The 24,118-nt window shown below is 66.0% G+C and carries 27 protein-coding genes and 1 riboswitch; of the genes, 14 read left to right on the forward strand and 13 right to left on the reverse strand.

The genetic code is table 11. The annotated features are described in order from the left end of the window. Genes cobW through ACQR1Y_RS22840 form a run of 3 tightly spaced genes read right to left on the reverse strand, consistent with a single transcriptional unit; the run spans nt 1 to nt 2,090 of the window. Nucleotides 1-1,038, reverse strand: a complete 1,038-nt coding sequence (gene cobW, locus ACQR1Y_RS22830; protein WP_434878289.1) for a cobalamin biosynthesis protein CobW — start codon at nt 1,036-1,038, stop codon at nt 1-3. Nucleotides 1,039-1,058: 20 nt separating this feature from the next. After that, nucleotides 1,059-1,454, reverse strand: a complete 396-nt coding sequence (locus ACQR1Y_RS22835) for a DUF1636 domain-containing protein (protein ID WP_434861945.1) — start codon at nt 1,452-1,454, stop codon at nt 1,059-1,061. 3 nt (nt 1,455-1,457) lie between these two features. Then, on the reverse strand, nt 1,458-2,090 hold the full coding sequence (locus tag ACQR1Y_RS22840; RefSeq protein WP_434861944.1) for a HupE/UreJ family protein: 633 nt from the start codon (nt 2,088-2,090) through the stop codon (nt 1,458-1,460). Between the two features lie 122 nt (nt 2,091-2,212). Further along, a riboswitch (cobalamin riboswitch) is annotated at nt 2,213-2,407 on the reverse strand. A gap of 34 nt (nt 2,408-2,441) precedes the next feature. Between ACQR1Y_RS22840 and cobU the strand changes: the two genes are divergently transcribed. Genes cobU through ACQR1Y_RS22855 form a run of 3 tightly spaced genes read left to right on the forward strand, consistent with a single transcriptional unit; the run spans nt 2,442 to nt 5,112 of the window. Beyond that, on the forward strand, nt 2,442-2,978 hold the full coding sequence (gene cobU / locus ACQR1Y_RS22845) for a bifunctional adenosylcobinamide kinase/adenosylcobinamide-phosphate guanylyltransferase (protein ID WP_434878290.1): 537 nt from the start codon (nt 2,442-2,444) through the stop codon (nt 2,976-2,978). 28 nt (nt 2,979-3,006) lie between these two features. Beyond that, nucleotides 3,007-3,615 (forward strand): cob(I)yrinic acid a,c-diamide adenosyltransferase, encoded by a 609-nt coding sequence (gene cobO, locus ACQR1Y_RS22850; RefSeq protein WP_434861942.1) that lies wholly within the window; start codon nt 3,007-3,009, stop codon nt 3,613-3,615. Nucleotides 3,616-3,618: 3 nt separating this feature from the next. After that, nucleotides 3,619-5,112 carry a cobyric acid synthase gene (locus ACQR1Y_RS22855; protein ID WP_434878291.1) on the forward strand — a complete coding sequence of 498 codons (1,494 nt, stop codon included), beginning with the start codon at nt 3,619-3,621 and terminating at the stop codon, nt 5,110-5,112. Here the strand turns inward: ACQR1Y_RS22855 and cbiB are convergent. Continuing rightward, the gene (gene cbiB, locus ACQR1Y_RS22860) at nt 5,099-6,070 is read right to left on the reverse strand and encodes an adenosylcobinamide-phosphate synthase CbiB (protein WP_434878292.1); all 972 of its coding nucleotides are present in this window, start codon (nt 6,068-6,070) and stop codon (nt 5,099-5,101) included. The two genes, ACQR1Y_RS22855 and cbiB, sit on opposite strands and share 14 nt — an antisense overlap. Nucleotides 6,071-6,092: 22 nt before the next feature. On the opposite strand from cbiB, the gene cobD reads away from it, so the two are divergent. After that, nucleotides 6,093-7,118: a threonine-phosphate decarboxylase CobD gene (cobD, locus tag ACQR1Y_RS22865; RefSeq protein ID WP_434878293.1), complete on the forward strand. Its 1,026-nt coding sequence runs from the start codon at nt 6,093-6,095 to the stop codon at nt 7,116-7,118. Here cobD and cobS read toward each other — a convergent pair. The 3 genes from cobS to cobT are packed head-to-tail and all read right to left on the reverse strand — an operon-like array spanning nt 7,115 to nt 9,479. Continuing rightward, complete coding sequence (gene cobS, locus ACQR1Y_RS22870; RefSeq protein WP_434878294.1) at nt 7,115-7,834, reverse strand: adenosylcobinamide-GDP ribazoletransferase; 720 nt, start codon at nt 7,832-7,834, stop codon at nt 7,115-7,117. The genes cobD and cobS overlap by 4 nt on opposite strands. Further along, nucleotides 7,831-8,424 (reverse strand): histidine phosphatase family protein, encoded by a 594-nt coding sequence (locus tag ACQR1Y_RS22875; protein WP_434878295.1) that lies wholly within the window; start codon nt 8,422-8,424, stop codon nt 7,831-7,833. The genes cobS and ACQR1Y_RS22875 overlap by 4 nt, the downstream gene beginning before the upstream one ends. Next, entirely contained in the window at nt 8,424-9,479 is a 1,056-nt protein-coding gene (gene cobT / locus ACQR1Y_RS22880) for a nicotinate-nucleotide--dimethylbenzimidazole phosphoribosyltransferase (protein ID WP_434878296.1), read from the reverse strand. Before cobT ends, ACQR1Y_RS22875 begins: the two co-directional genes overlap by 1 nt. 186 nt (nt 9,480-9,665) lie before the next feature. Here cobT and ACQR1Y_RS22885 point away from each other — a divergent pair, with 186 nt between their 5' ends. Continuing rightward, nucleotides 9,666-12,023, forward strand: coding sequence for an Orn/Lys/Arg decarboxylase N-terminal domain-containing protein (locus ACQR1Y_RS22885; RefSeq protein ID WP_434878297.1), 2,358 nt, complete (start codon nt 9,666-9,668; stop codon nt 12,021-12,023). A 7-nt stretch (nt 12,024-12,030) separates the two neighbouring features. Next, the gene (locus ACQR1Y_RS22890; protein WP_434878298.1) at nt 12,031-12,603 is read left to right on the forward strand and encodes a GNAT family N-acetyltransferase; all 573 of its coding nucleotides are present in this window, start codon (nt 12,031-12,033) and stop codon (nt 12,601-12,603) included. A 9-nt stretch (nt 12,604-12,612) separates the two neighbouring features. On the opposite strand, the gene ACQR1Y_RS22895 is transcribed toward ACQR1Y_RS22890, so the two are convergent. Together ACQR1Y_RS22895 and ACQR1Y_RS22900 are read right to left on the reverse strand one after the other, a co-directional pair. Further along, the gene (locus tag ACQR1Y_RS22895; RefSeq protein WP_434861933.1) at nt 12,613-12,825 is read right to left on the reverse strand and encodes a hypothetical protein; all 213 of its coding nucleotides are present in this window, start codon (nt 12,823-12,825) and stop codon (nt 12,613-12,615) included. Nucleotides 12,826-13,256: 431 nt separating this feature from the next. Then, the gene (locus ACQR1Y_RS22900; protein ID WP_434878299.1) at nt 13,257-14,306 is read right to left on the reverse strand and encodes a hydroxyacid dehydrogenase; all 1,050 of its coding nucleotides are present in this window, start codon (nt 14,304-14,306) and stop codon (nt 13,257-13,259) included. Between the two features lie 145 nt (nt 14,307-14,451). Here ACQR1Y_RS22900 and ACQR1Y_RS22905 point away from each other — a divergent pair, with 145 nt between their 5' ends. The 3 genes from ACQR1Y_RS22905 (at nt 14,452) to ACQR1Y_RS22915 (ending at nt 16,059) form a co-directional block, all read left to right on the forward strand. Continuing rightward, nucleotides 14,452-15,000, forward strand: coding sequence for a thiamine pyrophosphate-binding protein (locus ACQR1Y_RS22905; protein ID WP_434878300.1), 549 nt, complete (start codon nt 14,452-14,454; stop codon nt 14,998-15,000). Further along, complete coding sequence (locus ACQR1Y_RS22910) at nt 14,997-15,596, forward strand: thiamine pyrophosphate-dependent enzyme (protein WP_434878301.1); 600 nt, start codon at nt 14,997-14,999, stop codon at nt 15,594-15,596. The genes ACQR1Y_RS22905 and ACQR1Y_RS22910 overlap by 4 nt, the downstream gene beginning before the upstream one ends. Before the next feature lie 109 nt (nt 15,597-15,705). Further along, nucleotides 15,706-16,059 (forward strand): VanZ family protein, encoded by a 354-nt coding sequence (locus tag ACQR1Y_RS22915; protein WP_434861930.1) that lies wholly within the window; start codon nt 15,706-15,708, stop codon nt 16,057-16,059. A 58-nt stretch (nt 16,060-16,117) separates the two neighbouring features. Here ACQR1Y_RS22915 and ACQR1Y_RS22920 read toward each other — a convergent pair whose 3' ends face one another. Continuing rightward, complete coding sequence (locus tag ACQR1Y_RS22920; RefSeq protein WP_015665892.1) at nt 16,118-16,507, reverse strand: DUF1236 domain-containing protein; 390 nt, start codon at nt 16,505-16,507, stop codon at nt 16,118-16,120. A gap of 605 nt (nt 16,508-17,112) precedes the next feature. On the opposite strand from ACQR1Y_RS22920, the gene ACQR1Y_RS22925 reads away from it, so the two are divergent. After that, nucleotides 17,113-17,349, forward strand: coding sequence for a hypothetical protein (locus tag ACQR1Y_RS22925; RefSeq protein WP_434878302.1), 237 nt, complete (start codon nt 17,113-17,115; stop codon nt 17,347-17,349). A 39-nt stretch (nt 17,350-17,388) separates the two neighbouring features. On the opposite strand, the gene ACQR1Y_RS22930 is transcribed toward ACQR1Y_RS22925, so the two are convergent. Beyond that, complete coding sequence (locus tag ACQR1Y_RS22930; RefSeq protein ID WP_434878303.1) at nt 17,389-18,252, reverse strand: transglutaminase family protein; 864 nt, start codon at nt 18,250-18,252, stop codon at nt 17,389-17,391. A 255-nt stretch (nt 18,253-18,507) separates the two neighbouring features. On the opposite strand from ACQR1Y_RS22930, the gene ACQR1Y_RS22935 reads away from it, so the two are divergent. Then, nucleotides 18,508-19,512 (forward strand): alpha/beta fold hydrolase, encoded by a 1,005-nt coding sequence (locus ACQR1Y_RS22935; RefSeq protein ID WP_434878304.1) that lies wholly within the window; start codon nt 18,508-18,510, stop codon nt 19,510-19,512. Nucleotides 19,513-19,675: 163 nt separating this feature from the next. Here the strand turns inward: ACQR1Y_RS22935 and ACQR1Y_RS22940 are convergent, their stop codons facing one another. Both ACQR1Y_RS22940 and ACQR1Y_RS22945 read right to left on the reverse strand, forming a co-directional pair. Then, entirely contained in the window at nt 19,676-19,972 is a 297-nt protein-coding gene (locus ACQR1Y_RS22940; protein ID WP_434878305.1) for a hypothetical protein, read from the reverse strand. Next, complete coding sequence (locus tag ACQR1Y_RS22945) at nt 19,969-20,229, reverse strand: hypothetical protein (RefSeq protein ID WP_434878306.1); 261 nt, start codon at nt 20,227-20,229, stop codon at nt 19,969-19,971. The genes ACQR1Y_RS22940 and ACQR1Y_RS22945 overlap by 4 nt, the downstream gene beginning before the upstream one ends. A 498-nt stretch (nt 20,230-20,727) precedes the next feature. Here ACQR1Y_RS22945 and ACQR1Y_RS22950 point away from each other — a divergent pair, with 498 nt between their 5' ends. The 3 genes from ACQR1Y_RS22950 (at nt 20,728) to ACQR1Y_RS22960 (ending at nt 24,080) form a co-directional block, all read left to right on the forward strand. Then, complete coding sequence (locus tag ACQR1Y_RS22950; protein ID WP_434878307.1) at nt 20,728-21,708, forward strand: sensor histidine kinase; 981 nt, start codon at nt 20,728-20,730, stop codon at nt 21,706-21,708. Between the two features lie 252 nt (nt 21,709-21,960). After that, a complete protein-coding gene (locus ACQR1Y_RS22955) occupies nt 21,961-22,296 on the forward strand; it encodes a hypothetical protein (RefSeq protein WP_434878308.1) in 336 nt (111 codons plus the stop codon). 377 nt (nt 22,297-22,673) lie between these two features. Further along, nucleotides 22,674-24,080, forward strand: a complete 1,407-nt coding sequence (locus ACQR1Y_RS22960; RefSeq protein WP_434878309.1) for an ABC transporter substrate-binding protein — start codon at nt 22,674-22,676, stop codon at nt 24,078-24,080. Nucleotides 24,081-24,118: the final 38 nt, after the last annotated feature.

The raw sequence follows: 24,118 nt of genomic DNA on the forward strand, positions 1-24,118 counted from the left end.
CTAGCCCGCGATCAGGCTCTTGATGGCAGCCGCGTCGAGACCGCGCTCGCCGATGACCACGAGCCGTCCCTGCCGCGCCTCGCCCGCACGCCACGGGCGCTCGAACTGATGCTGGATGCGGTTGCCGACAGCCTGCACCAGGAGGCGCAGCGGCTTGCCGGCGACTTCGACGAAGCCTTTCACGCGCAGCACGTCATGCGCATCGACGGCGGCCGCAATGCGATCGACGAGCACATCCGGTGAGGCCTGCGCGGGCACGTCGAGAACGAAGCTCTCGAAGTCCTCATGATCGTGCTCGGCCTCGTTGTCATGATGCGACGGCCGCGCCGCGAGATCGGCTTCCGCCGCCGCGCCAAGCCCGAGCAGAATGGAGGCCGACAGCCTGCCATGCTCGGTCGCGATCACCTTGACGGAGCGCTGGACCGTGGCAGCGATCTCGGAGGCGACGCTCTTGCGTTCCTCATCGTTCATCAGGTCGCTCTTGTTCATCACGACGAGATCGGCGCAGAGCAGCTGATCCTCGTAGACCTCCTCGAGCGGGTTGTCGTGGTCGAGCGAATCGTCGGCCGCGCGTTGGGCGGCCAGGGCCTCCGGATCGTCGGCGAAACGGCCGGCCATCACGGCGGGGCCATCGACCACAGCGACGACGCCGTCGACGGTGACGCGGGTCGCGATCTCAGGCCAGTTGAAGGCCTGCACCAGCGGCTTCGGCAGCGCCAGGCCGGAGGTCTCGATCACGATATGCTCCGGCGGCTCCTTCTGGTCGAGCAGGCTCTTCAGCGCCGGCACGAAATCATCGGCCACGGTGCAGCACAGGCAGCCGTTGGAGAGCTCGACGATGCGGTCTTCCGGACAGTCCGGCACGCCGCAGCCCTTCAGAATGTCGCCGTCGATGCCGACATCGCCGAACTCGTTGACGATGATCGCGAGCCGCCGGCCGTTGGCGGTCTCGATCAGGTTGCGCACCAGCGTGGTCTTGCCGGCTCCCAGGAAGCCGGTGACGATGGTGCAAGGCGTCTTCGCGAACGACTTGGTCATGAGGATCGGATCTCTCGTGTTCAGGACATCGCCGGCAGCGCGGGCACGCGCGCGACGGTGTTCTTGCGGATGTATTCGGGACGCTCGCGCCAGGCCGGCAGACCCGCCTCGTGGCGCTGATGCAGTTGCGCGAATGTCAAAACATCCCGCGCATGAACGTCCGGATCGAGCGCGCCGAGCACATAGGTCCATTTGCCCGGCGCCGTCACGGCCACCGTACAGGCCCGATTGCAGTTCGACAGGCATTCGACGCCGACCACCGTGACACCGTCCCGCTGTTCGGGCGGCACGGCTTCGATCGCGGCGAGCAGGCGTGCTCCCGCGCGCGGCTGCTCAGGCGGCGTGACGTCAGCCGCCTGCGTGCGGCAGGTGATGCAGACGAACAGCGTCGTCTGCCCAGTCTCTGAAGCGGTCATCAATCAGCCGATCACGCCCGCGGCGGTCGCCGCGGCGATACCGCCCACCAGCACGATGGCCGCGCCGGCCACGCGCAGCGCCATCGGTGCAAGTGTATCAGCCTTCGCCGACAGCAGCCGGGTGGCGACAAACGCGCCGGCTGCGATCAAGGTCTGGATCACGAGCAGGCCGGCGAAATAGGCGCCGAGCGGCGTATTCTCGGCACCGACGATCGACTCGCCCAGCGCATAGCCATGCACGAGGCCGGTCAGCGCGAACAGGGCCGCGACGGGTAGCACGCCGAACCGGCCGCGCATCACCACGACTAGGCCGACCACGGCGGTCGAGAGACCGACCAGCAGCTCGGCAGCGGGAATGTTGGCCTTGGCCAGATGCAGCCCGACGCCCGCGATCATCGCCGTGGTGAAGGCGAGCACCGGCGCGAAACCGCGGCCGAGCAGCGCCGCGACGATGCCGGCACCGATGATGGCGGCAAAATGATCGAGCCCGATCACGGGATGGCCGAGGCCGGAGAGCAGGCCCTGCGCAAAGGTCTGCGGCAGCTTGCCGTCCATCATGTGATGCGCAAACGCGGGCTGGGCCGCGAGCAGGACGAAGCTCGCGACGGCAAAAGTGGTGCTACGGGTGAATCTCATGGCCGTCTCCGTCGCTTGCCGGCTCCCCCAGAGGACCGGACGATGCGCTGCATCCGACGGCATCCCGCCGAATCCTCGGCAGGATCAAAACCAGCATCGCGACGCCCCGCGCGACGGGTCGGCCAACAGCAATGTCGACGGCAGGTCTCCTGGCTCTCGGGTCGCTGCGTGAAACCACCTTCCCGGTTTCCCAGTGGTGTCTTGGCCTCACACTCGCCGATTACAGTTGCGGGGGCAGCCGCGGCCTGGGGTCCGAAGGACCCGCACCGTGTTCCCTAAATCTCTCCTTTCGGAGAACCGTCATCTGTTAGATACGGGGCGGGCCAAAGCCCGTCAATCGGAATCGTCCCCATGCCCCCTGCCCCGCCGTTCCCCGCCCTGCCGCGCCTCACTTTGGTGCTCGGCGGCGCGCGCTCGGGCAAGAGCCGGTACGCCGAGGCGCTGATCACCGCGAATCCGCCACCCTGGATCTATGTTGCGACCGCGCAGGCGTTCGACGACGAGATGACCGAGCGCATTGCACAACACAAGGCACGGCGCGCCGAGGGATGGCAGACGCTGGAGACCACGCATGATCTCGCCGGCCTCGTCCGCGCGCACACAGATGCGTCCGCTCCGATCCTGATCGATTGTCTCACGCTCTGGCTCAGCAATGTGATGCTCGCCGACATGGACGTGCCCGCCGCATCCGCCGACCTCGTCGAGGCGCTCTCAGTCGCGCACGGTCCGATCATCGCCGTCTCCAATGAAGTCGGGCTCGGCATCGTGCCGGACAATGCGCTGGCCCGCGCGTTTCGCGACGCGCAGGGACGGCTCAACCAGGATGTCGCGGCGATGGCTGACCGCGTGATCCTGATGGCGGCCGGCCTGCCGCTGACGTTGAAATAAGAACTTGGAAATAAGGAAGAACTTGCCGATGACTGAGAACGCCGACGATGCGCGCCACAAGGCCAAGATGGAAAATCGCAAGGCGATCCAGGATGCCGAGGTCGCCTCGAAGACCATGGAGAAAGGCCTGCTGATCGTCCACACCGGCAAGGGCAAGGGCAAGTCGACAGCCGCCTGGGGCCTGATGCTGCGCGCGCTCGGCCGCGGCTTCCGCATCGGCGTCGTGCAATTCGGCAAGGGCGCGTGGGAAACCGGCGAGCGCAAGGCAATCGCGGCGTTCGGCGACCAGGTCTCCTGGCACACGCTCGGCGAAGGCTTCACCTGGGAAACGCAGGACCGCGCGCGCGACGTGGCCGCGGCGGAACGCGCCTGGGCCAAGGCAAAAGAATTGATGGCAGATCCGTCGATCCGGCTCGTGATCCTCGACGAGCTCAACATCGCGCTACGCTATGATCATCTGCCGATCGGCGACGTCGTGGCGACGCTCGCCGCGCGCCGTGCCGATCTGCACGTCGTCGTCACCGGCCGCAACGCCAAGCCGGAGCTGATCGAGGCCGCCGATCTCGTGACTGAAATGAATCTCGTGAAGCATCACTTCTCGGCCGGCGTGAAGGCGCAGGAAGGCATCGAGTTCTAAACGATGGCTGCGCGCGCGATCATGTTCCAGGGCACCGGCTCGGATGTCGGCAAATCGCTGATCGTCGCGGGGCTGGCGCGCGCGCTGACCTTGCGCGGGCTGAAGGTGGCGCCGTTCAAGCCGCAGAACATGTCGAACAATGCCGCCGTCACCGCCGATGGCGGCGAGATCGGCCGCGCCCAGGCGCTGCAGGCGCGCGCCGCGCGGCGGCCGATGACGGTGCACATGAACCCGGTGCTGCTCAAGCCGCAGAGCGAGATCGGCTCGCAGGTCGTGGTGCAGGGCCGCGTCATCGGCAACGCCAAGGCCTCCGCCTATCAGGCAATGAAGCCGCAATTGATGGCGGCGGTGCTCGACAGCTTCCATCACCTCGCGGCGGATGCCGATGTCGTGCTGGTCGAGGGCGCCGGCTCGGCGTCGGAAATCAACCTGCGCGCCGGCGACATCGCCAACATGGGGTTCGCGCAGGCGACGCGAACTCCGGTGGTCGTCATCGGCGACATCGACCGCGGCGGGGTTATCGCAAGCCTCGTCGGCACAAAGGCCGTGCTCGCACCTGACGATGCAGCGCTCGTCGCCGGCTTTCTCGTGAACCGGTTTCGCGGCGATCCGACCTTGTTCGCCGCGGGCATGAACGAGATCGCGACGCGGACGGGATGGGCTTCGCTCGGGCTCATCCCGCACTTTGCCGATGCCCGCCGCCTGCCGGCGGAGGATGCGCTGGGGTTGCCGGGACATGCCGCTACCGGCGGACAGCGCCCCAAGGTCGTCGTGCTCGCCTATCCCCGCATCTCGAATTTCGACGAGTTCGATCCGCTGCGGCTCGAGGACGGGATCGATCTGCAGTTCCTGCGGCCGGGCACGCCGATTCCCGGCGACGCCGCCCTCGTGATCCTGCCGGGATCGAAGGCGACCATCGCCGACCTCGCCGCTCTGCGCGAGACGGGTTGGGACATCGATCTATCAGCGCATTTGCGGCGCGGCGGCCGCCTGCTCGGCATCTGCGGTGGCTACCAGATGCTCGGGCGGACCATCAGTGATCCCGACGGACGCGAAGGCGCGCCCGGATCGATCGCGGGGCTCGGCCTGCTCGATGTCGACACCACCCTGACCGATGACAAGGCATTGCGCGACGTCAGCGGCAGGCTGACGACGGAGCAGATCCCGTTCCGCGGCTACGAGATGCATATCGGCCGCACCGAGGGGCCGGCCGCCCGGCATCCTTTCCTCACCTTCGCCGACGGCCGCAGCGATGGTGCGGTCGCGCGCGGCGGCCAGATCGCCGGCTGCTATGTGCACGGCCTGTTCGCCGATGATGGGTTGCGCGCGCATTGGCTGCGCGGACTCGGCGCCATGACCAACGGTCTGACCTATGACAGCGATGTCGAGGCGACGCTGGATGCCCTGGCCGAACACCTCGAGCGCCACGTCGACGTCAGCCGCATTCTCGCGCTCGCGACCGAGCCGTGGCGCCGAGACTCGCCTACAGCACCTTGACGAGGAAGATGACGGCGACGAACAGCGCCTGGATCAGGCAAGCCATCCGGTAGAGGCGCAATGCGCGCCGGATATCGGACGCGTTCAGATTGGCGCGTCCGTCGCCCATCCAGGCATCGGTCACCAGATGTCCATGATAGGTGCGCGGCCCAGCCAGGCGCAGGCCCAAGGCTCCGGCCATCGCGGCCTCCGGCCAGCCGGCATTCGGCGACCGGTGTCGCGAGGCATCGCGCGCGACCGCATGCAGCGCCGACGACGAGGATGCTCCGGGAATCAGGCGAGCGGCCGCTGCGATCCACACCGCTGACAGGCGCGAGGCCGGCAGGTTGATCAGATCATCCAGCCGCGCTGCCGCCCAGCCGAACGCGCGGTGACGATCGGACAGATGGCCGATCATGCTGTCGGCGGTGTTGATCGCCTTGTAGATCAGGATCCCGGGCAGCCCGCCCATGAACAGCCAGAACAACGGCGCGACGACGCCATCGGAGAAATTCTCCGCCAGGCTCTCGATCGCGGCGCGCGAGACGCCCGCCTCATCCAGCCGTTCCGGATCACGCCCGACGATCATCGCCACCGCGCGGCGGCCGCCCTCGAGCCCGCCGGTCTCCAACCCCTCCGCGACAGCGGCAACGTGCGTGTCGAGGCTGCGCTGCGCCAGCAGGCTGCTGGCCAATATACCGAGGACGATCGTTGCGCCGATGTTGCCGAGAAGCGCGGTCATGAGCCAGGTGGCGGCGAGACCGATGGCGGCCATCACGGCCACGAGCAGGGCCACGAGCCCGACGCCGGACGCCCGACGCACGGCAAAGCTGTCGCCGTCCCCGTTCCAGTGGCGGTCGGCCCATGCTATCAGCGCGCCCATCCACATCACGGGATGGCCGACGCGCTGCACCAGGATCTGGGGATAACCGGCGGCCGCCTCGATGAGCAGCGCCGTAAGCGCGAGAGAGACGAACATCGATCTCCGCTGAAGGACAGATATGGACCAGAGAGCGACTAGCACGCGTTTCGAGGCGCCGGAAGCGATCGTTCACGGCGGCGATCTCGATGCGGTCAGCCGCCGCTACCCCGATGCGCCGCGTCCGTGGATCGATCTGTCGACCGGCATCAACCCGATCCCCTACTCTGTGCCCGAACTTTCCGCCGCAAGCTGGTCGCGCCTGCCGGGCAAGGACGAGGAACGCGCGCTGCGCGCGGCGGCCGCGGCGCGCTACGGCGTCCCGCAGTCCGAGATGATCGCGGCCGCGCCGGGCACGCAGGCCCTGCTGCAGATCCTGCCGCGGCTGCGCCCGCGCTCGACCGTCGCCGTGCTCGCGCCAACCTATGAGGAGCACGCGCGATGCTGGCGCCGCTGCGGTCATCGGGTCGACCTCGTCGATGACATCGCGGCACTCGCCGATGCCGACGTGGCGGTCGTGGTCAATCCCAACAATCCGACCGGCCGTCTGTATCAGCGCGATGCGCTCGTCCGACTGGCGTCGACCTTGCGCCGACATGACGGCCTGCTGATCGTCGACGAAGCCTTCATCGACCTTTATCCCGCTGACGCAAGCCTCACCGCCGATCTGCCGCCAGCCACGATCGTGTTGCGTTCGTTCGGCAAGGTCTATGGCCTTGGCGGTGTGCGCCTCGGTTTCGCGCTCGGCTCCGACGACGTGATCCAGCATATTCGCGACGACCTCGGACCGTGGGCGGTCTCGGGGCCCGCGCTCGCCATCGGAACGGCCGCACTGTCCGACGACGCCTGGCTGCAACAGACCCGCGCGCGGCTGGCCAAGGATTGCGCGCGCCTCGACGCGCTTCTGTCCAAAGCCGGCTGTAGCGCGATCGGCGGCACGCCACTGTTCCGGCTCGTCGCCGCGGATGATGCGCCTGATATCGCCGAGCGGCTTGCGCGCCGTGGCATCCACGTCCGGCGCTTCCCGGCGCATCCGAACTGGCTGCGCTTCGGCCTGCCCTGCGACGAAGCCCAGTGGCAGCGGCTCGAACAGGCGCTTAAGCGCTAGCCGAGCACGCAGGCTGCGAGCAGCAGCGTTTCCGTCACTTCGATGCTGGCGCCGTGGCAGTCGCCGGTGATGCCGCCGAGCCGCCATTGCCAATAAAACGCGATCGCCGGGATCAATGCGATGGCCAAGAGCGTCGGCGGCGCTCCGGCGAGTGCGGCGACCGCGAGCACGCCGCCCCAGATCACGATGACATTCCAGCCGACGCCGTTCGTAACGCTCGCGCCCATCCCTGGCTTCAACGACAGCAGCGTCTTGGTGCAGACCAGCGTCCCCAGGCGCGCCCAGGCCGGAACGAGCAGGAGCGCCCAGGCCGTCGGCCCGGTCGCCAATTCGGCGATCAGCACCAGCTTCGCGGCGATCTGCAGCGCGATCGCAACGACGGCGAAGCTGCCGGCATGGGGATCGCCGAGCACCGCGACGAAGCGCTCGGGCTTGCCATGCGATGCGCCGAACGCATCAGCGACATCGCCGAGCCCGTCGAGATGCAGCGCGCCGGTGATCCAGATCCAGGCCACGAGGACGGCGAGAGCGACGATCCAGGGATCGGCGCTCTGAAAGACCCGAGCGAGAATCGCGAGACAGGCGCCGATCACGAGGCCGACGGCTGGAAACCACAGCGACGCTCGCGCGAGATCATCGGGCCGAGAGTCGGCCACGCGTGGTGTCGGCAGACGCGTCAGAAACTGCAGGGCGATCCAGAATTCACGCAAGCTCATGGCTGGATGATCTCGACGATTTCGGCCCATGGCGCGCCATTCGCGCCCTGCCCGGCTTCCAGGGTGAGACGGGTGCCAGGATGAATGCGCAGGCTCCACAGTTGGTGCAAGGGCCATCCGAGCAGGTGCGCCAGCGCGGCGCGGATCGCCCCGCCATGCGTGACGACGAGGACCGGCGCAGGTTCGGGCGTCGCGAGAATGCGGTCGACCGCGCGCGACACCCGCGCTTGCAGATCGGCCCAGCTCTCCCCATCCGGTGCCGCCACCATCGGGTCAGCATAGAAGGCCTCGAGCAATGCAGCCTCTTCCGGTGCGCTCATAATGTCGCTGCGCTTGCGTCCATCCCATTGCCCGAAATCGAGCTCGCTCCAATCCGGATCGACGTGCAGCGCGCAGCCGGTCCGTCGGGCATAATCCTCAGCCGCAGCACGCGCGCGCACCAACGGCGAGCTCACGACGCGGCTCCATTCCCCGCTTTGGGTCTGCCGCCGGAATTGATCCCAGCCCGCCTCGCTCAGCGGCGGATCGGTGCGGCCATCAAGATGGCCGTCTCGCCCCGTGGTCCCGTGCCGCAGCAGATCGATCCGCATCAGGCGTCGCGACCGGACACGGCGGCCTCCGCGAACGTGGCCATGCCGTTGTGGAGCGCGCAGGCGAGCCGGATGATCGGCAGCGCCGTGGCAGCACCCGAGGCTTCGCCGAGCCTGAGATCGAGGTCGATCAGCGGGCGGGCGCCGAGCGCGTCGAGGACGACCGCGTGGCCGCGCTCCGCGGAGCGATGCGAGAACAGCAGCCAGGGCCGGCACGACGGATTGAGTCTGACCGCTGCGAGCGCCGCGACCGAGACGATGAAGCCGTCAACCAGCACCGGCCAGCGCCGCTGCGCGGCCGCGATCATCGCGCCGGCCATCGCGATGATTTCGAGGCCCCCGACGGCGGCCAGGACATCGGCCACGGCCGCATTCGGCATCGAGCCATGCCGCGCCAGGGCTGCGGAAATCACCGCGGCTTTCCTGGCTCGCCCGTCAGCATCGAGCCCCGTGCCGCTGCCGACGATGTCGTGCGGCGCGCAGGACAGCAGCGCTGCTGCAATCGCTGCGGCCGATGTCGTATTGCCGATGCCCATCTCGCCGAAGATCACGAGATCGGGCGCGTGGTCGGCCTGCCGAGCGACGGCCCGCCGTCCGGCCTCGCAGGCGAAGGCGACCTCCTCCGGCGTCAGCGCCTGCTCCGCGCTGAAGTCACGAGTGCCGCGCCGTGGCTTGTCGACGGAAACCCCACGCACCGCGTCGACGGCGAGCGTTCCGACATCGACCACCTCCAGCGGACAGCCCAAACTGCGCGCCAGCACCGAGATCGCCGCGCCCCCGCCGGCGAAGTTGTGCAGCATCTGCACCGTCACTTCCGGCGGATAGGCCGAGACCCCCTGGGCGGCGATGCCATGGTCCCCGGCAAAAAGCACCACCGGAACCCGCTCCGCCGCCGGACGCTCGGAGGCCTGCAGCGCCGCCAACTCGACCGCGACCTCCTCCAGCCGCCCGAGCGCGCCGAGCGGCTTGGTCAGTTGCGCCTGGCGCGCCAGGGCTGCCTCGCGATGCGAGTGGGAGGGCGCTGGGCATTCGGCGCTGATCCAGTCGGGGAGCAAGATGGGTCCTTTCGGCGTTCCTGGTCGCGGACGATTGCCACCGGCGCAGCGCCAAGACAAGCGTGCCGGCAGCTTCTGCGGAACCAGCAGCCGGACGACCGCCTCCCTCCGGGCGGCTTTGCGCTGTCATCCAACTGTCATCGAACCATCCGACAGGTTTCTGCCCCACCCAGCCGAAAGATGCCCATGGATTATTTCCGCCGCTTCACCTTCCTGTTCGCCGCGCCTGTGTTCGAGACCGACGACCTCGCCGGCGTCCGCTTCAACCAGATCATCGAGGAGATCCAGCGCTCGGGCTTCGAGGTCGTCCGCGCCCGCAAGCTGGAGGACGCCGAGATCGCGGTGCAGACCGATGCGGCGATCGGCTGCATGGTGGTGGACTGGGGCAAGAAGGGGCTGGAGGGCAAGACTGCGTCGCTGATCAACCTGATGCGGCGGCGAGGCCTGGACTTCCCGATCATCCTTTTGATTCGCCGCAAGCGCTTCGAGGATCTCCCGGTCGAGGTGCTCGACTTCATCGACGGCTACGTCTTCCTCTCGGAGGAGACGCCGGCGTTCATCGCCAAGAATCTGATCAGCCGGCTCAAGCAATATGCCGAGACCTTGAAGACGCCGTTCTTCGGCACGCTGGTCGACTATGCCGAGGAAGGCAACCAGCTCTGGACCTGCCCCGGGCATAATGGCGGCGTGTTCTACAGCCGCAGCCCGATCGGGCGGATCTTCGTCGAGCATCTCGGCGAAGCGGTGTTCCGTGACGACCTCGACAATTCCGTGCTCGACCTCGGCGACCTCCTCACCCATGAGGGACCGGCGCTGCGGGCGCAGAAGGAGGCGGCGCAGATCTTTGGCGCCGAGAAGACCTATTTCGTCCTCAACGGCACCTCGACCTCCAACAAGGTCGTGCTCGGCGCGCTGGTCACCGACGGCGATCTCGTGCTGTTCGACCGCAACAACCACAAGGCCGCCCACCACGGCGCGCTGCTGATCGCGGGAGGCGTGCCGGTCTACGTCCCGACCGTCCGCAACGCCTGGGGCCTGATCGGGCCGATGCGCTGGGACCTGCTCGACGAGGAGCATCTGCGGCAGCAGATCCGCAACAATCCGCTCGTCAAGGACCCCGACGCCTGGCGCAAGGAGCGGCCGTTCCGGGTCGCCGTGGTCGAACAGTGCACCTATGACGGCACCATCCACAGCGCCGAGATGATCCTCAAGCGCATCGGGCACCTCTGCGAGTACATCATGTTCGACGAGGCCTGGGCCGGCTTCATGAAGTTCCACCCGCTCTATGCCGGCCGCTTCGCGATGGGCCTGTCCGAGCTGGGCCCCGATGCGCCCGGCATCATCGCCACGCAGTCGACCCACAAGCAGCTCGCGAGCTTCTCGCAGGCCTCGCAGATCCACATCAAGGACCGCCACATCAAGGGCCAGCGCCGTCGCGTCGAGCATCGCCGCTTCAACGAAAGCTTCATGCAGCACGCCTCGACCTCGCCGTTCTATCCGCTGTTCGCCTCGCTCGACGTCGGCGCGCAGATGATGAAGGGCCGCTCCGGCGAGGTGCTGTGGGACGACACGATCCGGCTCGGCATCGAATTGCGCAAGAAGATCAGGGCGATGCGGCGGGAATTCGAGGAGAAGGAGAAGGATCCGGCGCGGCGCTGGTTCTTCGAGCCGTTCGTCCCCGACCGTGTCTCGATCCCCGATGCCGCGAGCCCCGGCGGCCGCCACGACGTCGCCTGGGAGGCGATCTCGACCGACCAGCTCGCGACCGACGCCGCGCTCTGGCAGCTCGCACCCGGCGAGGCCTGGCACGGCTTTCCGGATCTCGCGCCCGGCTTCGCCATGACCGACCCGAACAAGCTGACCCTGCTGACCCCCGGCTTCGACCGCGCCACCGGCGGTTATGCCGAGCACGGCATCCCCGCCCCCGTGGTGGCGCAATATCTGCGCGAGAACCGGATCGTCGCCGAGAAGAACGACCTCAACTCGCTGCTCTTCCTGCTGACGCCGGGGGTCGAGGCGAGCAAGGCCGGCACGCTCATCAGCGGTCTCGTCGCCTTCAAGCGGCTGCACGACGACAACGTGCTGCTCGAGGACGCCATCCCCGAGTTCACCCGCAAGCGCTTTCAGCGCTACGGCAAGACCCGGCTGCGCGACCTCTGCGGCGAGATGCACCGCTTCTACCGCGAGGCGGAGGTGAGCGCGCTGCAGGCCAGGCAGTTCCAGCCGCAGCATCTGCCGGAGATCGCGATGTCGCCGCGCGAGGCGGCCCGCGCCCTGATGCGCAACGAGGTCGACTACCTGCCGATCGAGGAGATCACCGAGCGCATCGCCACGACGCCGTTCGTGGTCTACCCGCCGGGCATCGCGACCATCGTCCCGGGCGAGCGGCTGTCGGAGCGCGCCAAGCCGATGATCGATTACCTCAAGATGTTCGAGCGCGCCTTCAACACCTTCCCCGGTTTCGACGTCGAGATTCAGGGATTGTACAAGGAGATCGACGAATCTGGCCGGATCAGGCTCTACACCTATGTCTGCGCAGAGTAATTCGCCCATGGACGACACCACCTCCGTGCTCGAGACCGAACCGCCGGTGCTGGTCCGGCCGTCACGCGACGAGGACGTCGAGGCCATGCTTGCGATCTACCGGCGCCACGTCCGCCGAGGCATCGAGGACAGTGCGGCCGGCACCGGCGCGCCGGAGCCCGACGATCTCAAGCAGCGGCGCAAGAATTTGCGCAGTCAGCGCCTGCCGCATCTGGTGGCGACGTTCCGCGCCGAGGTCGTCGGCTATGCCTATGTGGTGCAGTTCAGGAAGCGGCCCGCCTATCGTTTCGCGGTCAAGCATTCGATCTACGTCCATCACGAGCATCTCGGCCGCGGCGTCGGCCGGCTGCTGATGCAGGCGCTGATCGATGCCTGCGCGGCCGCGGGCTATCGGCAGATGATCGGCTATATCGACGCCGACAATGCCCCTTCGCTCGGCATCCACGAGCGGTTCGGCTTTGCCCGGGTCGGCCTGCTGCCCGGCGTCGCCTTCCGCTACGGCCGATGGTCGGACACCGTGATGGTCCAGCGCTCCCTCGGCCCGGGCGCGACCGAGGCGCCCGCGGCCCTCGGCCGCTGAAGCTCGCCATCAGGACGGAAAATCCGCCGCCTTCACTTCCATGCGGTCGGCGTGCAGCGACCAGTCGCGCAGGTTCTGCGTCTTGCAGAACTCCTGTTTGGCGATTTCTGCCGCCTCGCCTTCGCTCTCCGCCTCAACCTCCAGCGTGCTCTGGCAGATTTCGCACTGGCGGCCGTTCTCGCCCAGCACGTCCTTCATGAAATGGATGACATAGCGCGACATGCAACCTCCCTGCATCCTGAAGCAGTGCTCGAAGGTGATGTTACCGCGCTTGGGCGCTCGCTGTTGACCGATATCAAGCAGCCGACGCAAATAATTGATGCGGCTGACGGAACCGGCTCAGGCGCCGGCCGAGGGCAGGCTCGCGGCGGCGATGGCGACAAACCTGGAGACCGCGCGCCGCACGCGGCCAGGAGCAGACTTCAGGATCGCGTTCAGCCGGCGCATTGGACCTGTTTCCCTTCGGCGCCGAGCGAAAGATCAGGCTTAAGCTCATGGCGCTCCTGGAAAAATGAGGGCCGGCCGGCCGGCTGTCGAGACGGCGGCGGAAATAGCAATGTCCGCTTCGCCGCAGCCGTTCCGGAGAGAAGATTCATTGCTGCGCCGCGGCCTGCGACGCATGAAATCTTCTCCGCCTCTTCCGCCCCTCTCGCCTACTCCGGCGTCACTCCGAACGCCTCGCGGAACCTTGCGCTGTAGCGCGGCCACGCCTCCGGGTTGATCAGCCGCGGCGGGCGGCTGCCATCGAGCGCGGCGAGCAGCTGCTCGGCGGCGATCCGCCCCATGTTCTGCCGCGCCTCGCGGGTGACGCCGGCGGTGTGCGGGCTCGCCAGCACGTTGTCGAGCTGCAGCAGCGGATGGTCCGGCGGCGGCGGCTCCTTGGACCAGACGTCGAGCCCGGCCCCGGCGATGCGCTGTTCGGTCAAGGCCGCGAGCAGCGCGTCCTCGTCATGGATGAAGCCGCGGGCCGTGGTGACGAAATAGGCGCTCGGCTGCATCAGCGCGAACTCGGCTGCGCCGATCATGCCGCGGCTCTCCCGGGTCAGCGGGCAGTTGATCGAGACGAAGTCCGAGCGCCGCATCAGCTCGTGCAGCTCCACCTTCTCCGCCCCGCGCGCGGCGATCTCCTCGGCCGAGAGGTACGGATCGTAGGCCAGCACCGTCATGCCGAGCAGGCCGCCGCACAGCTCGGCCACCCGCCGGCCGACATTGCCGAGGCCGACGATGCCCACCGTGCGGCCCTGCACCTCGTTGCCGATCAGGTCGTTGCGGTTGACGTCGCGCTCGCGCCGCAGCCTGCGGTCGGACTGGATGATGCGCTTTGACAGGGTCAGCATCATGCCGAGCGTGTGCTCGGCGACCGAGTGCGCATTGCCGCCGGACTGGTTCACCACCAGCACGCCGGCCGCCGTGCAGGCCTCGACATCGACCGGATCGTAGCCGGCGCCATTGCTCGACACGATCAGCAGGTTCGGGGCACGGCGCAGCAGATCGGCATCGACGTGGAAACGCGCGGCGAGCTCGTCGCGGGCGGCGCCGATCTGGTAGGCATGCGCCGCAGCGAGGATCGGCGCCGTCTCGGCCTCGGCGCTGTCGTTCTCCAGCCGGTCGAGGCGGACGTCGGGACGCGCGGCGAGCAGCTCGCTGAAGATCGGGTGCGCGAGATATTTGACGTAGAAGACGCGCTTCGAATTCGCGGCCATGGACAGGCGACCTCCTGGTTGTTGCTCTTGATTGCGGCCTCGAACGGCGGATGCCTGACCGGCCGGCGCGGCATGTTGACAATCGTCCGCGCCGCGTCAAGCTCGGGCCGACGCCGCGCAAGCCCGGCGCATGGGAGGACGAACCATGGCGGCCGATGCCGGCGCGGCACGATCAGCATCCGCTCCGAACTGGCACGAGATCGTGCTGACCGCGCTCAAGCGCAACGAGGTCAGCCTCGTCCCCTATGTTCCCGACCGCGTCCTCACGCCGCTGATCCAGGGCCTGCACGACGACTCCTCTTTCACGACCTTCGCCACCGCGCGCGAAGAGGAAGCGGTCGGCATTCTCGCCGGGGCCTGGATGGGCGGACGGCGCGGCGCGCTCTTGATGCAGACCTCCGGCTTCGCGACCCTGCCGAACGCGCTCGCCTCGCTGGTCGTGCCCTGCCAGATCCCGCTGATCATGATCGTCTCCGAGCGCGGCACGCTCGGCGAGTTCAATGTCGGCCAGTCGCTGGTGTGCCGGACGATGCGCCCGGTGCTCGATGCACTGGCGATCGAGCATCACACCATGACGCGGCTCGACGAGCTCGACTTCATCGTCGACCGCTCGATCAAGCAGGCGGTCGCCACCCAGGCGCCGGTGGCGCTGATCCTGTCGCCGCTGCTGACCGGCGGAAAGGTGTTCGCATGAGCGACCGCACCCGCAACACTGGGATCATGAATCGCTTCGACCTCACATGCCGGCTGGTGGCCAGGCTGACGCATGAGGAAGCCGTGATCGGCGGCATCGGCAACACCAATTTCGACCTGTGGGCGGCGGGGTCGCGGCCGCAGAATTTCTACATGCTCGGCAGCATGGGACTGGCCTGCCCGATCGCGCTCGGCGTCGCGCTGGCGCAGCCGCAACGCCGCGTGTTCGCGCTCGAAGGCGATGGCTCGCTGCTGATGCAGCTGGGCTGCCTGACCACGATTGCGACGCTGGCCCCGAACAATTTGGCCATCATCGTCATGGACAATGGCATCTACCAGATCACCGGCGGCCAGCCGACTCCCGCGCGGCAAGCCGACATCGTGGCCATCGCGTCCGGCTGCGGCATTGCCGCCAGCCACTGGGCCGCCGACGAGGAGGATTTCGAGAGACTGGTCGACGTCGCACTGACCACGGACGGCCCGATGCTGATCGGGGCCCGGATCGACGACACGCCCGGCGTCGGCGCCACCCGGCGCGATCCCTCGCAGATCCGCGAGCGCTTCATGCAGGGACTGGGCGTTCGGCAGCCGATCTGACGGGCGCGCCGGTCCTGGGAAACGGCCCTGGCCTGTCGCCGTTAACTACACCGACGCCTCAAGCGGCTGTGAGCCCGGCTTGTGGCCCGGAACGTGCTAAGCAGGATACATGAAACTGGCTTTTAAATGGTCTGCCTGGCTGCTTGCCGCAGCCGTCGCTTTTGCAACCCTCGGCCCGCCAAGTTCTCGGCCTCATTCGCATCTCGGACAGGATGGCGAGCACGCGCTCGCTTTCGTCCTGATCGGGCTGGCCTTCGGCCTCGCTTACAGCAGTCACCGTTTGCGAACCGCCGCCATCGCCGTGATCCTGATCGGCGCTCTCGAGCTCGCGCAGTTCCTGGCGCCCGGGCGCCACGCGCGGCTGGAGGATTTCGTCGTCGATGCGGCGACCGCCTGTATCGGCTTCGGCCTGGCGGCCGTGCTGGATTGGCTCGCGCGGCAATTCCGTCCGCAAACCACCTGATGCGCGAAGGGCCCCGCCGCTGTCGCAGCGAGGCCCTCGTGGCGTGGGTCGCGTCAGATCACTCGATGATCTTGATGACGCGGCGGGTGCGCGGATCGACGATGACGCGGCGATCGTTCACGACGGCGTAGCGATACTCGGTGTAGCGCGGCACCGGGCGCAGCTCGACGGTGTCGGGCAGCGGCTCGCCGACCACGACGCGCTCGCGCACGACGACCGACGGCGCACGCTCCGCATCGATCGAGGTGATCACGGCGTTCGGAATTTCCACGGCAGCGCCGACAGCCGCGCCCACCGTGCCGCCGACCATCGCGCCGACCGGACCGGCGACGGCACCACCTGCGGCCGCGCCATTGGCGGCGCCTTCGACGGTGGTGGACTGGGCGAACGCGGCGGTCGAGGCCAGCAGCGACGTGGCGATCAGCGAAACGGCAAGACGGGTCCTCATCATTCTCTCCTCCAGTGTGTTCAAGGTGCCCGCTCAACACCGAGGGCTCGCTCGCGGTTCCGGTTCCAGATGGCCGAAACTTCATCATTTTCCGAGGAACGGACAGCGAGGATCCGCACCTGGAGATGACAGAGAGGGTTCAAGGTCTATCCACGTTTCAAACAGCGGCGCGCATGAGCGACCTCGCGGCGGATCACGCCCGAGTCCTGGGATCGGTCGCCCCTCGATGAGATCGAGAGGGCGCAGGGAATGCCGGGTGAAGGCCCCACCCATGGCCCGCCTGCGGAAAAAAATGCAGGCGGCAGGTACCACAGGCAAAGCCGGTCAACCGGCATTCCCTGCGCGGCGGTCTTAACGCTTCCTTCGCGCTCTCCTCGGGGACCGGCTGATTGACCCCGTCGTCCGCGCGAGAGCATGAGCCCTCGCCGCGACTTGACCTCGGCACCGGGAGGCCAGGACCACACGACTTCGCGTCCGTGATCTGTCGTTCGTCCACATGCGCAAGCGCACGCTGCGACGTCTCACGGCCACCGCATCCCAGCCTCACGTGTCGTGACGATCGCGCGCAACGTCCCTCTCATCGAGGCAGGATGGATGCATCATGCATGATTTCTGATAAAAAGAAAATGATTTCTTTGAACGTCGCCCGCGAGCGCGACAACAAGTTGATCGATAAAGCGAATTCGATTGATGCCACACAGCACGCTACGCCTTCCATGCTTGCGGTCCGAACCGAACGTGGGCAAACGCCGGAAACTGATTTGCCCGTCGGGCACACGCCCGGCTCAGTCGGCACCACCGGATGGTGGTTGAGACGTCCGCCTTCGGCGACAACCATCTAAAGAATTTTGGCTTTGACGGACGTGCTGCTCCATCGCGAGCTATGAGGTGACCAGAACCTCAACTGACATGCCAGCGAAGGCGTTGGTGCTGCCGATGTAGCTGCCCGACACGGGCGCAATCTGGCGGATGTCGCGCGCCACCGCGATGGGTACCAAATTAAACCCGCCCAAGGTGCGGTTTGTTGGGTCAAACATGATCCAGCCCGCTCCCGGCAAGAAGATCTCGGCCCAGGCATGCGTTGACCCTGCTTCGCCGGAGCCGGCATTTTGCCGGGTCGGGTTGTAAAGATAGCCGGAGACGACCCTCGCTCCAAAACCCAACACGCGGGCGGCATCGGCAAACAGCATCGCCAGATCGCGGCATGAACCCCAGCCACGGCTCAAGGTCTCCAGTGGCGTCTGGGTTCCTTCTTCCTCACGGCTCTGATAGCGAGCCGCTTCCGAAACCCCGGCGCTGAGGTCCTTGAGCAGCGCCAATGTGTCGGTCTGGCTCCCGCGAACGAACATCTGTGCCCAGTTGCGCAGCGTCCCATCGACGTCCGCGGACTGCGGAACGGCCAAGGCGCCAAGATCGACCCAATCATGATCGGAATAGAGAAAGGGGTAGGATATTGCCGAGGCTGCGATGTCGAAAATCGGCCATTCGGCGAAGGCGAGTTCGACTGTTGCAACATTGGAGATCACCAAGGTGCTGCTGTTCAAGGAGAATGTGGCCGTCGTGACCGCATTCCCGAACACGTCGCTTGCCCAACTTAGGACCGCATCCGGCGCGGTCGAAATCCGGCTCGACAGCAATCGAACATCCCGGCCCTCGCGTGGACGAAGCATTAGGCGATGAGGAAGAAGGCTTACCGGCTCGTGGAAGCGATAAGTCGTCGTATGTCGAATGTCCAAGGTGATCAACTGCAACTCCCGCCGACAGCGGCGCTCGCGTCCTCGTCGGCTCATTCCCATCACGAACCGTCGTGGGGCTCGACGCCAGGTCGCTGTCGTATCTGGCTGCACGCATGATACGATCTGTTCTGGTTTCAAACGCCTGGGCCCGATTCCAGTGGCGTCGGCGTTGGTCGAGGAACGAAATGGACGCCCGCCGGTTCACTCCACCTGCAATATTTCTCAATGCCTGAGGCATCGTGCAGACCCACCGAGGTACTGCCAATGACCTTCCCGCATGCGCGTCTTCCCGGGCTTCTGTCCGCCTGTCTGGCCACGCTCCGGCGTCACCCTGCGCTTACCACGGCTGCTGGCGCGGCTACTCTCTTGGCCGGCACCGCGCTCATCAACCGACGGCGTGCGCAAAAGGCGCAGCGCGATAACCCTCCACAAGGGCGTTTTATCGAGGTCGGAGGCGTCCAGCTTCACTATCTCGAACGCGGTAGCGGTCGGCCTCTCGTTCTCTTTCACGGCAACGGCAGCATGATCCAGGATTTCCTGTCGAGCGGCCTGATTGATCGCGCAGCTGACCACTACCGGGTCATCGTGTTCGACCGGCCTGGCTTCGGACATAGTCCCCGCCCAAGGGGCGTCGTTTGGACTGCCGAAGCACAAGCAGATCTGTTCAAGGCCGCTCTTGATCAATTGGGTGTTCACCGCGCGATCGTGCTCGGGCATTCGTGGGGAGCGTCAGTTGCGGTCGCCCTTGCGATCCGGCATCCGCCCTCGGTTGGAGCCCTCGTACTCGCGTCGGGATACTATTTTCCAACGGCCCGACGCGACGTAGCGGCCTCGTTGGTGCCGGCGATGCCGGGACTTGGAGACGTCATCAGCTACACCGCCTCACCGATCCTCGGTCGTTTGATGTGGCCTGTGATGCTGAAAACTCTATTTGGCCCGCGATTGGCCCCGAGGAAGTTTGCCGGCTTCCCCAGGGAGATGGCCCTGCGGCCGGAGCAGATGCGTGCCAGCGCGGCGGAAGCAGCATTGATGATCCCCGGCGCATTCTCGGCTGCGAAGACCTATCGCGAACTCGAGATTCCTACGATCATCATCTCGGGTGAAGAGGACCGTCTGATCGACACAGATGAACAATCGGCCAGGCTCCATGGAGAGATCAAGCAGAGCAAACTGCGCCGCATCGCCGGAGTGGGACATATGATTCACCAATCCGCAATGCCGGACGTGATGGCGGCCATCGACGAAGCTGCTGCTCAGACGCCGCACTAGGCGGCGGGAAGCGGCGCGATGGAGCGCATCGGAGAGGTCGTTGCCACACGAGCACTCTCTCTGACGCCGTCACGCCTCGAAAACCGGACGATCATCCGGACATGCTTGCGTCCGCCTAAGCGATCACCGGTCGACGCCGTCGTGCTCCATTGCCTTATCGGCCTCAGCCCTCCTCGGAGAGCCGGAGAAAATCGTCGAGCAGCGCTGCCACCAGTGCGCGATGCCGCGTGTCCTCCGGGGGCAAACTGGCGGCGTAAAGATTGAGCAGATATTGCGCCTTCACCGCGGCCTCCGGCCAGGAGGTGGCCGGCACCGTAATCAGGCGGCTTTCGAGATCGGACTCGCGCTCGCGCGCCTCCCTGACATTGTTCTCGACCTCGGCTAGCGCACGGCGAAGATCCGTTGCCTTCTGGGCGGCCATGCCGCGGTGCTTGTCGAGCTCTACCGGGATGTCGGTCATCGACGGCTCACGTCGGCGCGTTGAGCATTTGCGAGGTCGACCGAATTGATCGCCCGCATCTCTGTCGCGCCCTGTACGCCGTTCGAAGGGACCGTGATCACGGTGGCGACACGGCGCCAAGCCGCGAACGAAAGTCCATCAATCATCTCCTCGTCGGTGACAACCTCATAGCAGCCTGCCGGCAACTCGCGTGCAATGCCGCGGATATGGAACGGATGCTTGAATGTGACGGTCTCCCGCCGCGAACGGATGGTCATGCGCACCTGCAGTCTTGTGAGAGCAGCCTCAACCGGCACCGCCGATCACGACCATGCGCCTTATACGCGGCAATAGCCAGCACTATCGAGCCATCCAGGCGCGCCGCGCTTTAGTCCTCGCTATCGGCCTGATACTGGCGTAGCCTGGTAGCTACTAGCGCTCCAGGGCTGAAGCCACGCGCATTCCGCCTCCATTGCTGGCCCAAGGGGAACACAGGACCTGATAGGACGCTCGCTTCGCAACGGTTCACAATTGCCCCCGGTGAAGGTGAGCAGTGCTTGGATTGAGGTCCGTTCATCATGGTCAGTCGAGGGGGATGAGTTTGCGGTGACAGCTTCAGTGCGGCTGGCCCTTTGCGGATTTCTGGAGCGATTGCGAGCGAACCAGCGCTCAGCCAATCCATCGCCGGCATATCATGGCGCCATCACCTGCGGGTGAGGATGCGCCTTACCTGACTCAGCGAAAGAGTTAAACCAGTGTCTCCTCGAGACGAGAGCATGCCCATATGGCACGAAAAGCATCTCCGGGCCGCGACGCGCGCCGCCGGCGTCGCATTGTGGTCCTGGAACGTCGATACCGACGCGATCACGATGGACGAGGCGGCCTATGAGCTTTGGGATGTTTCCAAGGAAGAACGGACAATTACCTTCGAAATACTGTCCAGGAATATTCACCCGGCCGATCTCGAAAGGGTCAGGTCAGCCTTTTCGGCAACGCGAGCGGTCATCGGCGCTTACGAGATCGACTTTCGCATCTTATGTGCAGGCGATGTTCGCTGGATCTCCGCGCGGGGCCAGGGGGACGATGCTGACATAGCCGAACGAGTCATGTTCGGAATCTTCCTTGATGTCACCCAGCGCAAGCAGGCCGAGGAAGCAAATGAGCTCCTGGCGGGTGAGATGAGCCATCGGGTCAAGAACCTTCTGACCATTGCCACGGCCCTCACCCGCATGACGTCCCGCTCGGCCGAAACGAAGGAAGAGATGGCACAAGAACTGACCAGTCGCCTGATCGCTCTCGGCCGCGCTCAGGATCTTGTCCGTCGAATACCCGGTCAGAAGTCCGGCGCCACGCTTCTCGGCGACCTCATCTCCGTCCTGCTCGCCCCCTACGACGAACAGGGCGCGAGTGTTCGCATTCGCGTTTCAGTCCCCAAGATGAACGTGGGGGAGAGCTCGGGCACGGCGCTAGCCCTCGTGATCCACGAGCTGGCGACGAATTCCGCCAAATACGGCGCATTGTCCGCTTCAAGTGGCACGTTGGACGTCTCATGCAACGCGCATGAAGACGAAGTTGTCGTCATGTGGACCGAACGCGGAGGCCCTCCGGTAGTCTCTCCAACGAAGCTCGAAGGGTTTGGAAGCAAGATGGCGCACCGGAGCATGGCGTCACAGCTCGGCGGCACCATCGCTTTCGATTGGTCGGACGAAGGTGTGGTTATCGCCCTGCGAATGAGCAAGCATCGTCTCGCGGATTAAAGCGCTGCGATTCCGAGCCCGCTTGTTGCGGCTGGGCGTGTTGCCACCCGAGAGAATTAGCGCAACGGAAAATCGACTCAATGGAGCAATGCCTCGCAATGGCTGTTGCGCTTAATATCCCTGAACTCTTCAATCCCGCGTCCGTTTCGAGACGATTGGAGACGTACTTCGTTTGATCCTGACAGGGGAGATTTTGGCCCGTCCCGGAGCCTCCGGAACGACGACCGGAGACCGCGCCGTGTCCTTGCATTCATGTCGGCCGAGACGGCTACCGACGCACTTGGTCACGTCCACGCCTGTCCGACGCAGGGCACCTACTATGCGCCGGATGGCCGCATCATCATGTTCAGCTGCCATCATGCACCGGGCCAGCCCGATTCATGGTCGCTGCACCCGGCGCGGTGGACATCAACCGCGGGCGGCAAGTTCAAGTGTGACGACCCCGGCTATGGAGAACATGGCTGCCTGGCCCCGATCGGGAAGGTGTCCCTGGCGGCCTCCGACCGTCCCGAGGAGCGGCTGGTCATTGCAGAAGACTTCCCGCGGACGATCTCCGGATATGCAGGGAACGTCTTTGGGTTTAAATAGTCCTGCGCAATCCGAAGGGATCTCGGATCATCTTTGCCGCCCCCGCCGCCTCTAGGCTCCATGTGTGATGTACACCCGAGTTTTTCGTGTCGTGGATTGGCGTTCACTTCATGAGCGATAAAATGCACAAGGTCGTGGTCAGCGCGGTCCTCGTTGTGGCTCTGTTCATGGGCGTTGTCGCACTGGTGATCCGGCACTTGCCGTGATTCCGAGAGGTGGACTCTCGTCGAGGGTCTCTTTTTCGGACCGGCGACCATCGAAGAGGACTCCTGTGTCCCGAACTCGATGAAACGCGGCGGAACATTCCGGACGGACACCGGTTCGCCCAAGTTCCAGCGCGTTGGAAGCCAACACGCGTTTTCGCCGAGGGTTCGCTGATGTCATCGTCGGATGTGGTCAGGAGTGCTCACGATCGCCGTCAACGACGGCTGCTGATCGTGCTTGCCCTGGGATTTCTCGCCTTTGGCGCCGCTGCGGCCGGTCTGGTCTACGTGTTGCAGCCCGAGACGCTCCGGATCGCCGTCGGACCGGCGGGGAGCGACGACCAGAAGGTGGTCCAGGCGATGGCCGACGCGTTCAGTGAGGAAAGCCGGACCGTCCGGCTCGCCCCGATCACGACCGGGGGAGCGGCTGAATCCCTCGCTTTGCTGGCCGCCGACAAGACCGATCTGGCGGTCGGCCGCGGCGACCTCGGCATGCCGCCCGATGCGCAGACGCTCGCGATCCTGCGCAAGAACTATGTCGTGCTGTGGTCGGCCTCCGGGCGTCGCGGCAACGATTCCAAGCCAAAGGCCGGCGGCAAGATCACGGACATCGCCCATCTGGCTGGTCACAAGGTCGGCATCATCGGGCGGACCGGCGCAAACGTGGCTGTGCTTAAGGCCATCCTGGAGGGATCCGGCGTCCAGCCCGACAAGGTCGCCACGGCTCAGTTCGGGACGGACGAGATCGAGAAGTTGGCGCAAGACCCCACAATCGATGCGTATCTCGCGGTCGGTCCCCTCGACAGCAAGATCACGGTGGACGCGATCACCGCGACCTCGCGGGTTCGCGGCGCTCCCACTTTTCTTCCGATCGACACGTCAGAGGCCATTGCCCTGAAGCATCCGCGCTACGAGGCGGAGGAAATTCCGGGCAGCGTCTTCAGCGCGAAGCCGGCCTGGCCGGAGGACAAGGTCGACACGATCAGCGTCAATCATTTGATCCTGGCCAAGAAGGAACTGTCCGAAGCCAAGGCGGCGGCGTTCTTCCGGCAGCTGTTCGCGGTCCGCGACACGATCACGCAAGGCCTCGCCGGCGCTTCGCACATCATGAAGCCCGACACCGAGAAGGAGACCGAGCCGTCCGTGCATCGCGGCGCCGCCGCGGTGATCAACGGCACGGAACGGACCTTCCTGGACAAGTACAGCGACTACTTCTGGTTCGCTCTGCTCGTTCTGTCCGGCATCGGCTCGGCGGCCGAATGGCTGCGCCGCTATCTGAACCGGGATGAAGTGGACGACGACACCAGCGGCCGCAACCGCATTCTGGCCGCAGTGTCGGAGGTGCGCAATGCCGCGTCCGAGCAGGATCTGCTGACCTTGCAACGGGAGATCGACGGGATCATCGCCGAGACCCTGAAAGGCTATGACGACGGCGCCGTCGAACAGGAGGACCTGACTGCATTCGGCCTGGTTCTCGACTTGTTCAACCATGCCGTCGCCGAACGGCGCGCGACGCTGCAGAGCGGCGCCGCCGATCCATCATGGTCGTCATCCGGTCCGACGCTCGCCTCGCGGCGATAGGCCGGGCTGGCGCCGAACACACGCATGTCACGATCTGT

This window comes from Bradyrhizobium sp. HKCCYLRH3099 (assembly GCF_051167855.1).
Taxonomy (GTDB): domain Bacteria; phylum Pseudomonadota; class Alphaproteobacteria; order Rhizobiales; family Xanthobacteraceae; genus Bradyrhizobium.

Coding starts and splice junctions, on each gene's coding strand:
- cobW (WP_434878289.1), bottom strand. CDS start 1,038: ATGACCAAGTCGTTCGCGAAGACGCCTTGCACCATCGTCACCGGCTTC.
- ACQR1Y_RS22835 (WP_434861945.1), bottom strand. CDS start 1,454: ATGACCGCTTCAGAGACTGGGCAGACGACGCTGTTCGTCTGCATCACC.
- ACQR1Y_RS22840 (WP_434861944.1), bottom strand. CDS start 2,090: ATGAGATTCACCCGTAGCACCACTTTTGCCGTCGCGAGCTTCGTCCTG.
- cobU (WP_434878290.1), top strand. CDS start 2,442: ATGCCCCCTGCCCCGCCGTTCCCCGCCCTGCCGCGCCTCACTTTGGTG.
- cobO (WP_434861942.1), top strand. CDS start 3,007: ATGACTGAGAACGCCGACGATGCGCGCCACAAGGCCAAGATGGAAAAT.
- ACQR1Y_RS22855 (WP_434878291.1), top strand. CDS start 3,619: ATGGCTGCGCGCGCGATCATGTTCCAGGGCACCGGCTCGGATGTCGGC.
- cbiB (WP_434878292.1), bottom strand. CDS start 6,070: ATGTTCGTCTCTCTCGCGCTTACGGCGCTGCTCATCGAGGCGGCCGCC.
- cobD (WP_434878293.1), top strand. CDS start 6,093: ATGGACCAGAGAGCGACTAGCACGCGTTTCGAGGCGCCGGAAGCGATC.
- cobS (WP_434878294.1), bottom strand. CDS start 7,834: ATGAGCTTGCGTGAATTCTGGATCGCCCTGCAGTTTCTGACGCGTCTG.
- ACQR1Y_RS22875 (WP_434878295.1), bottom strand. CDS start 8,424: ATGCGGATCGATCTGCTGCGGCACGGGACCACGGGGCGAGACGGCCAT.
- ACQR1Y_RS22885 (WP_434878297.1), top strand. CDS start 9,666: ATGGATTATTTCCGCCGCTTCACCTTCCTGTTCGCCGCGCCTGTGTTC.
- ACQR1Y_RS22890 (WP_434878298.1), top strand. CDS start 12,031: ATGGACGACACCACCTCCGTGCTCGAGACCGAACCGCCGGTGCTGGTC.
- ACQR1Y_RS22895 (WP_434861933.1), bottom strand. CDS start 12,825: ATGTCGCGCTATGTCATCCATTTCATGAAGGACGTGCTGGGCGAGAAC.
- ACQR1Y_RS22900 (WP_434878299.1), bottom strand. CDS start 14,306: ATGGCCGCGAATTCGAAGCGCGTCTTCTACGTCAAATATCTCGCGCAC.
- ACQR1Y_RS22905 (WP_434878300.1), top strand. CDS start 14,452: ATGGCGGCCGATGCCGGCGCGGCACGATCAGCATCCGCTCCGAACTGG.
- ACQR1Y_RS22910 (WP_434878301.1), top strand. CDS start 14,997: ATGAGCGACCGCACCCGCAACACTGGGATCATGAATCGCTTCGACCTC.
- ACQR1Y_RS22915 (WP_434861930.1), top strand. CDS start 15,706: ATGAAACTGGCTTTTAAATGGTCTGCCTGGCTGCTTGCCGCAGCCGTC.
- ACQR1Y_RS22920 (WP_015665892.1), bottom strand. CDS start 16,507: ATGAGGACCCGTCTTGCCGTTTCGCTGATCGCCACGTCGCTGCTGGCC.
- ACQR1Y_RS22925 (WP_434878302.1), top strand. CDS start 17,113: ATGATTTCTGATAAAAAGAAAATGATTTCTTTGAACGTCGCCCGCGAG.
- ACQR1Y_RS22935 (WP_434878304.1), top strand. CDS start 18,508: ATGACCTTCCCGCATGCGCGTCTTCCCGGGCTTCTGTCCGCCTGTCTG.
- ACQR1Y_RS22940 (WP_434878305.1), bottom strand. CDS start 19,972: ATGACCGACATCCCGGTAGAGCTCGACAAGCACCGCGGCATGGCCGCC.
- ACQR1Y_RS22945 (WP_434878306.1), bottom strand. CDS start 20,229: ATGACCATCCGTTCGCGGCGGGAGACCGTCACATTCAAGCATCCGTTC.
- ACQR1Y_RS22950 (WP_434878307.1), top strand. CDS start 20,728: ATGCCCATATGGCACGAAAAGCATCTCCGGGCCGCGACGCGCGCCGCC.
- ACQR1Y_RS22955 (WP_434878308.1), top strand. CDS start 21,961: ATGTCGGCCGAGACGGCTACCGACGCACTTGGTCACGTCCACGCCTGT.
- ACQR1Y_RS22960 (WP_434878309.1), top strand. CDS start 22,674: ATGTCATCGTCGGATGTGGTCAGGAGTGCTCACGATCGCCGTCAACGA.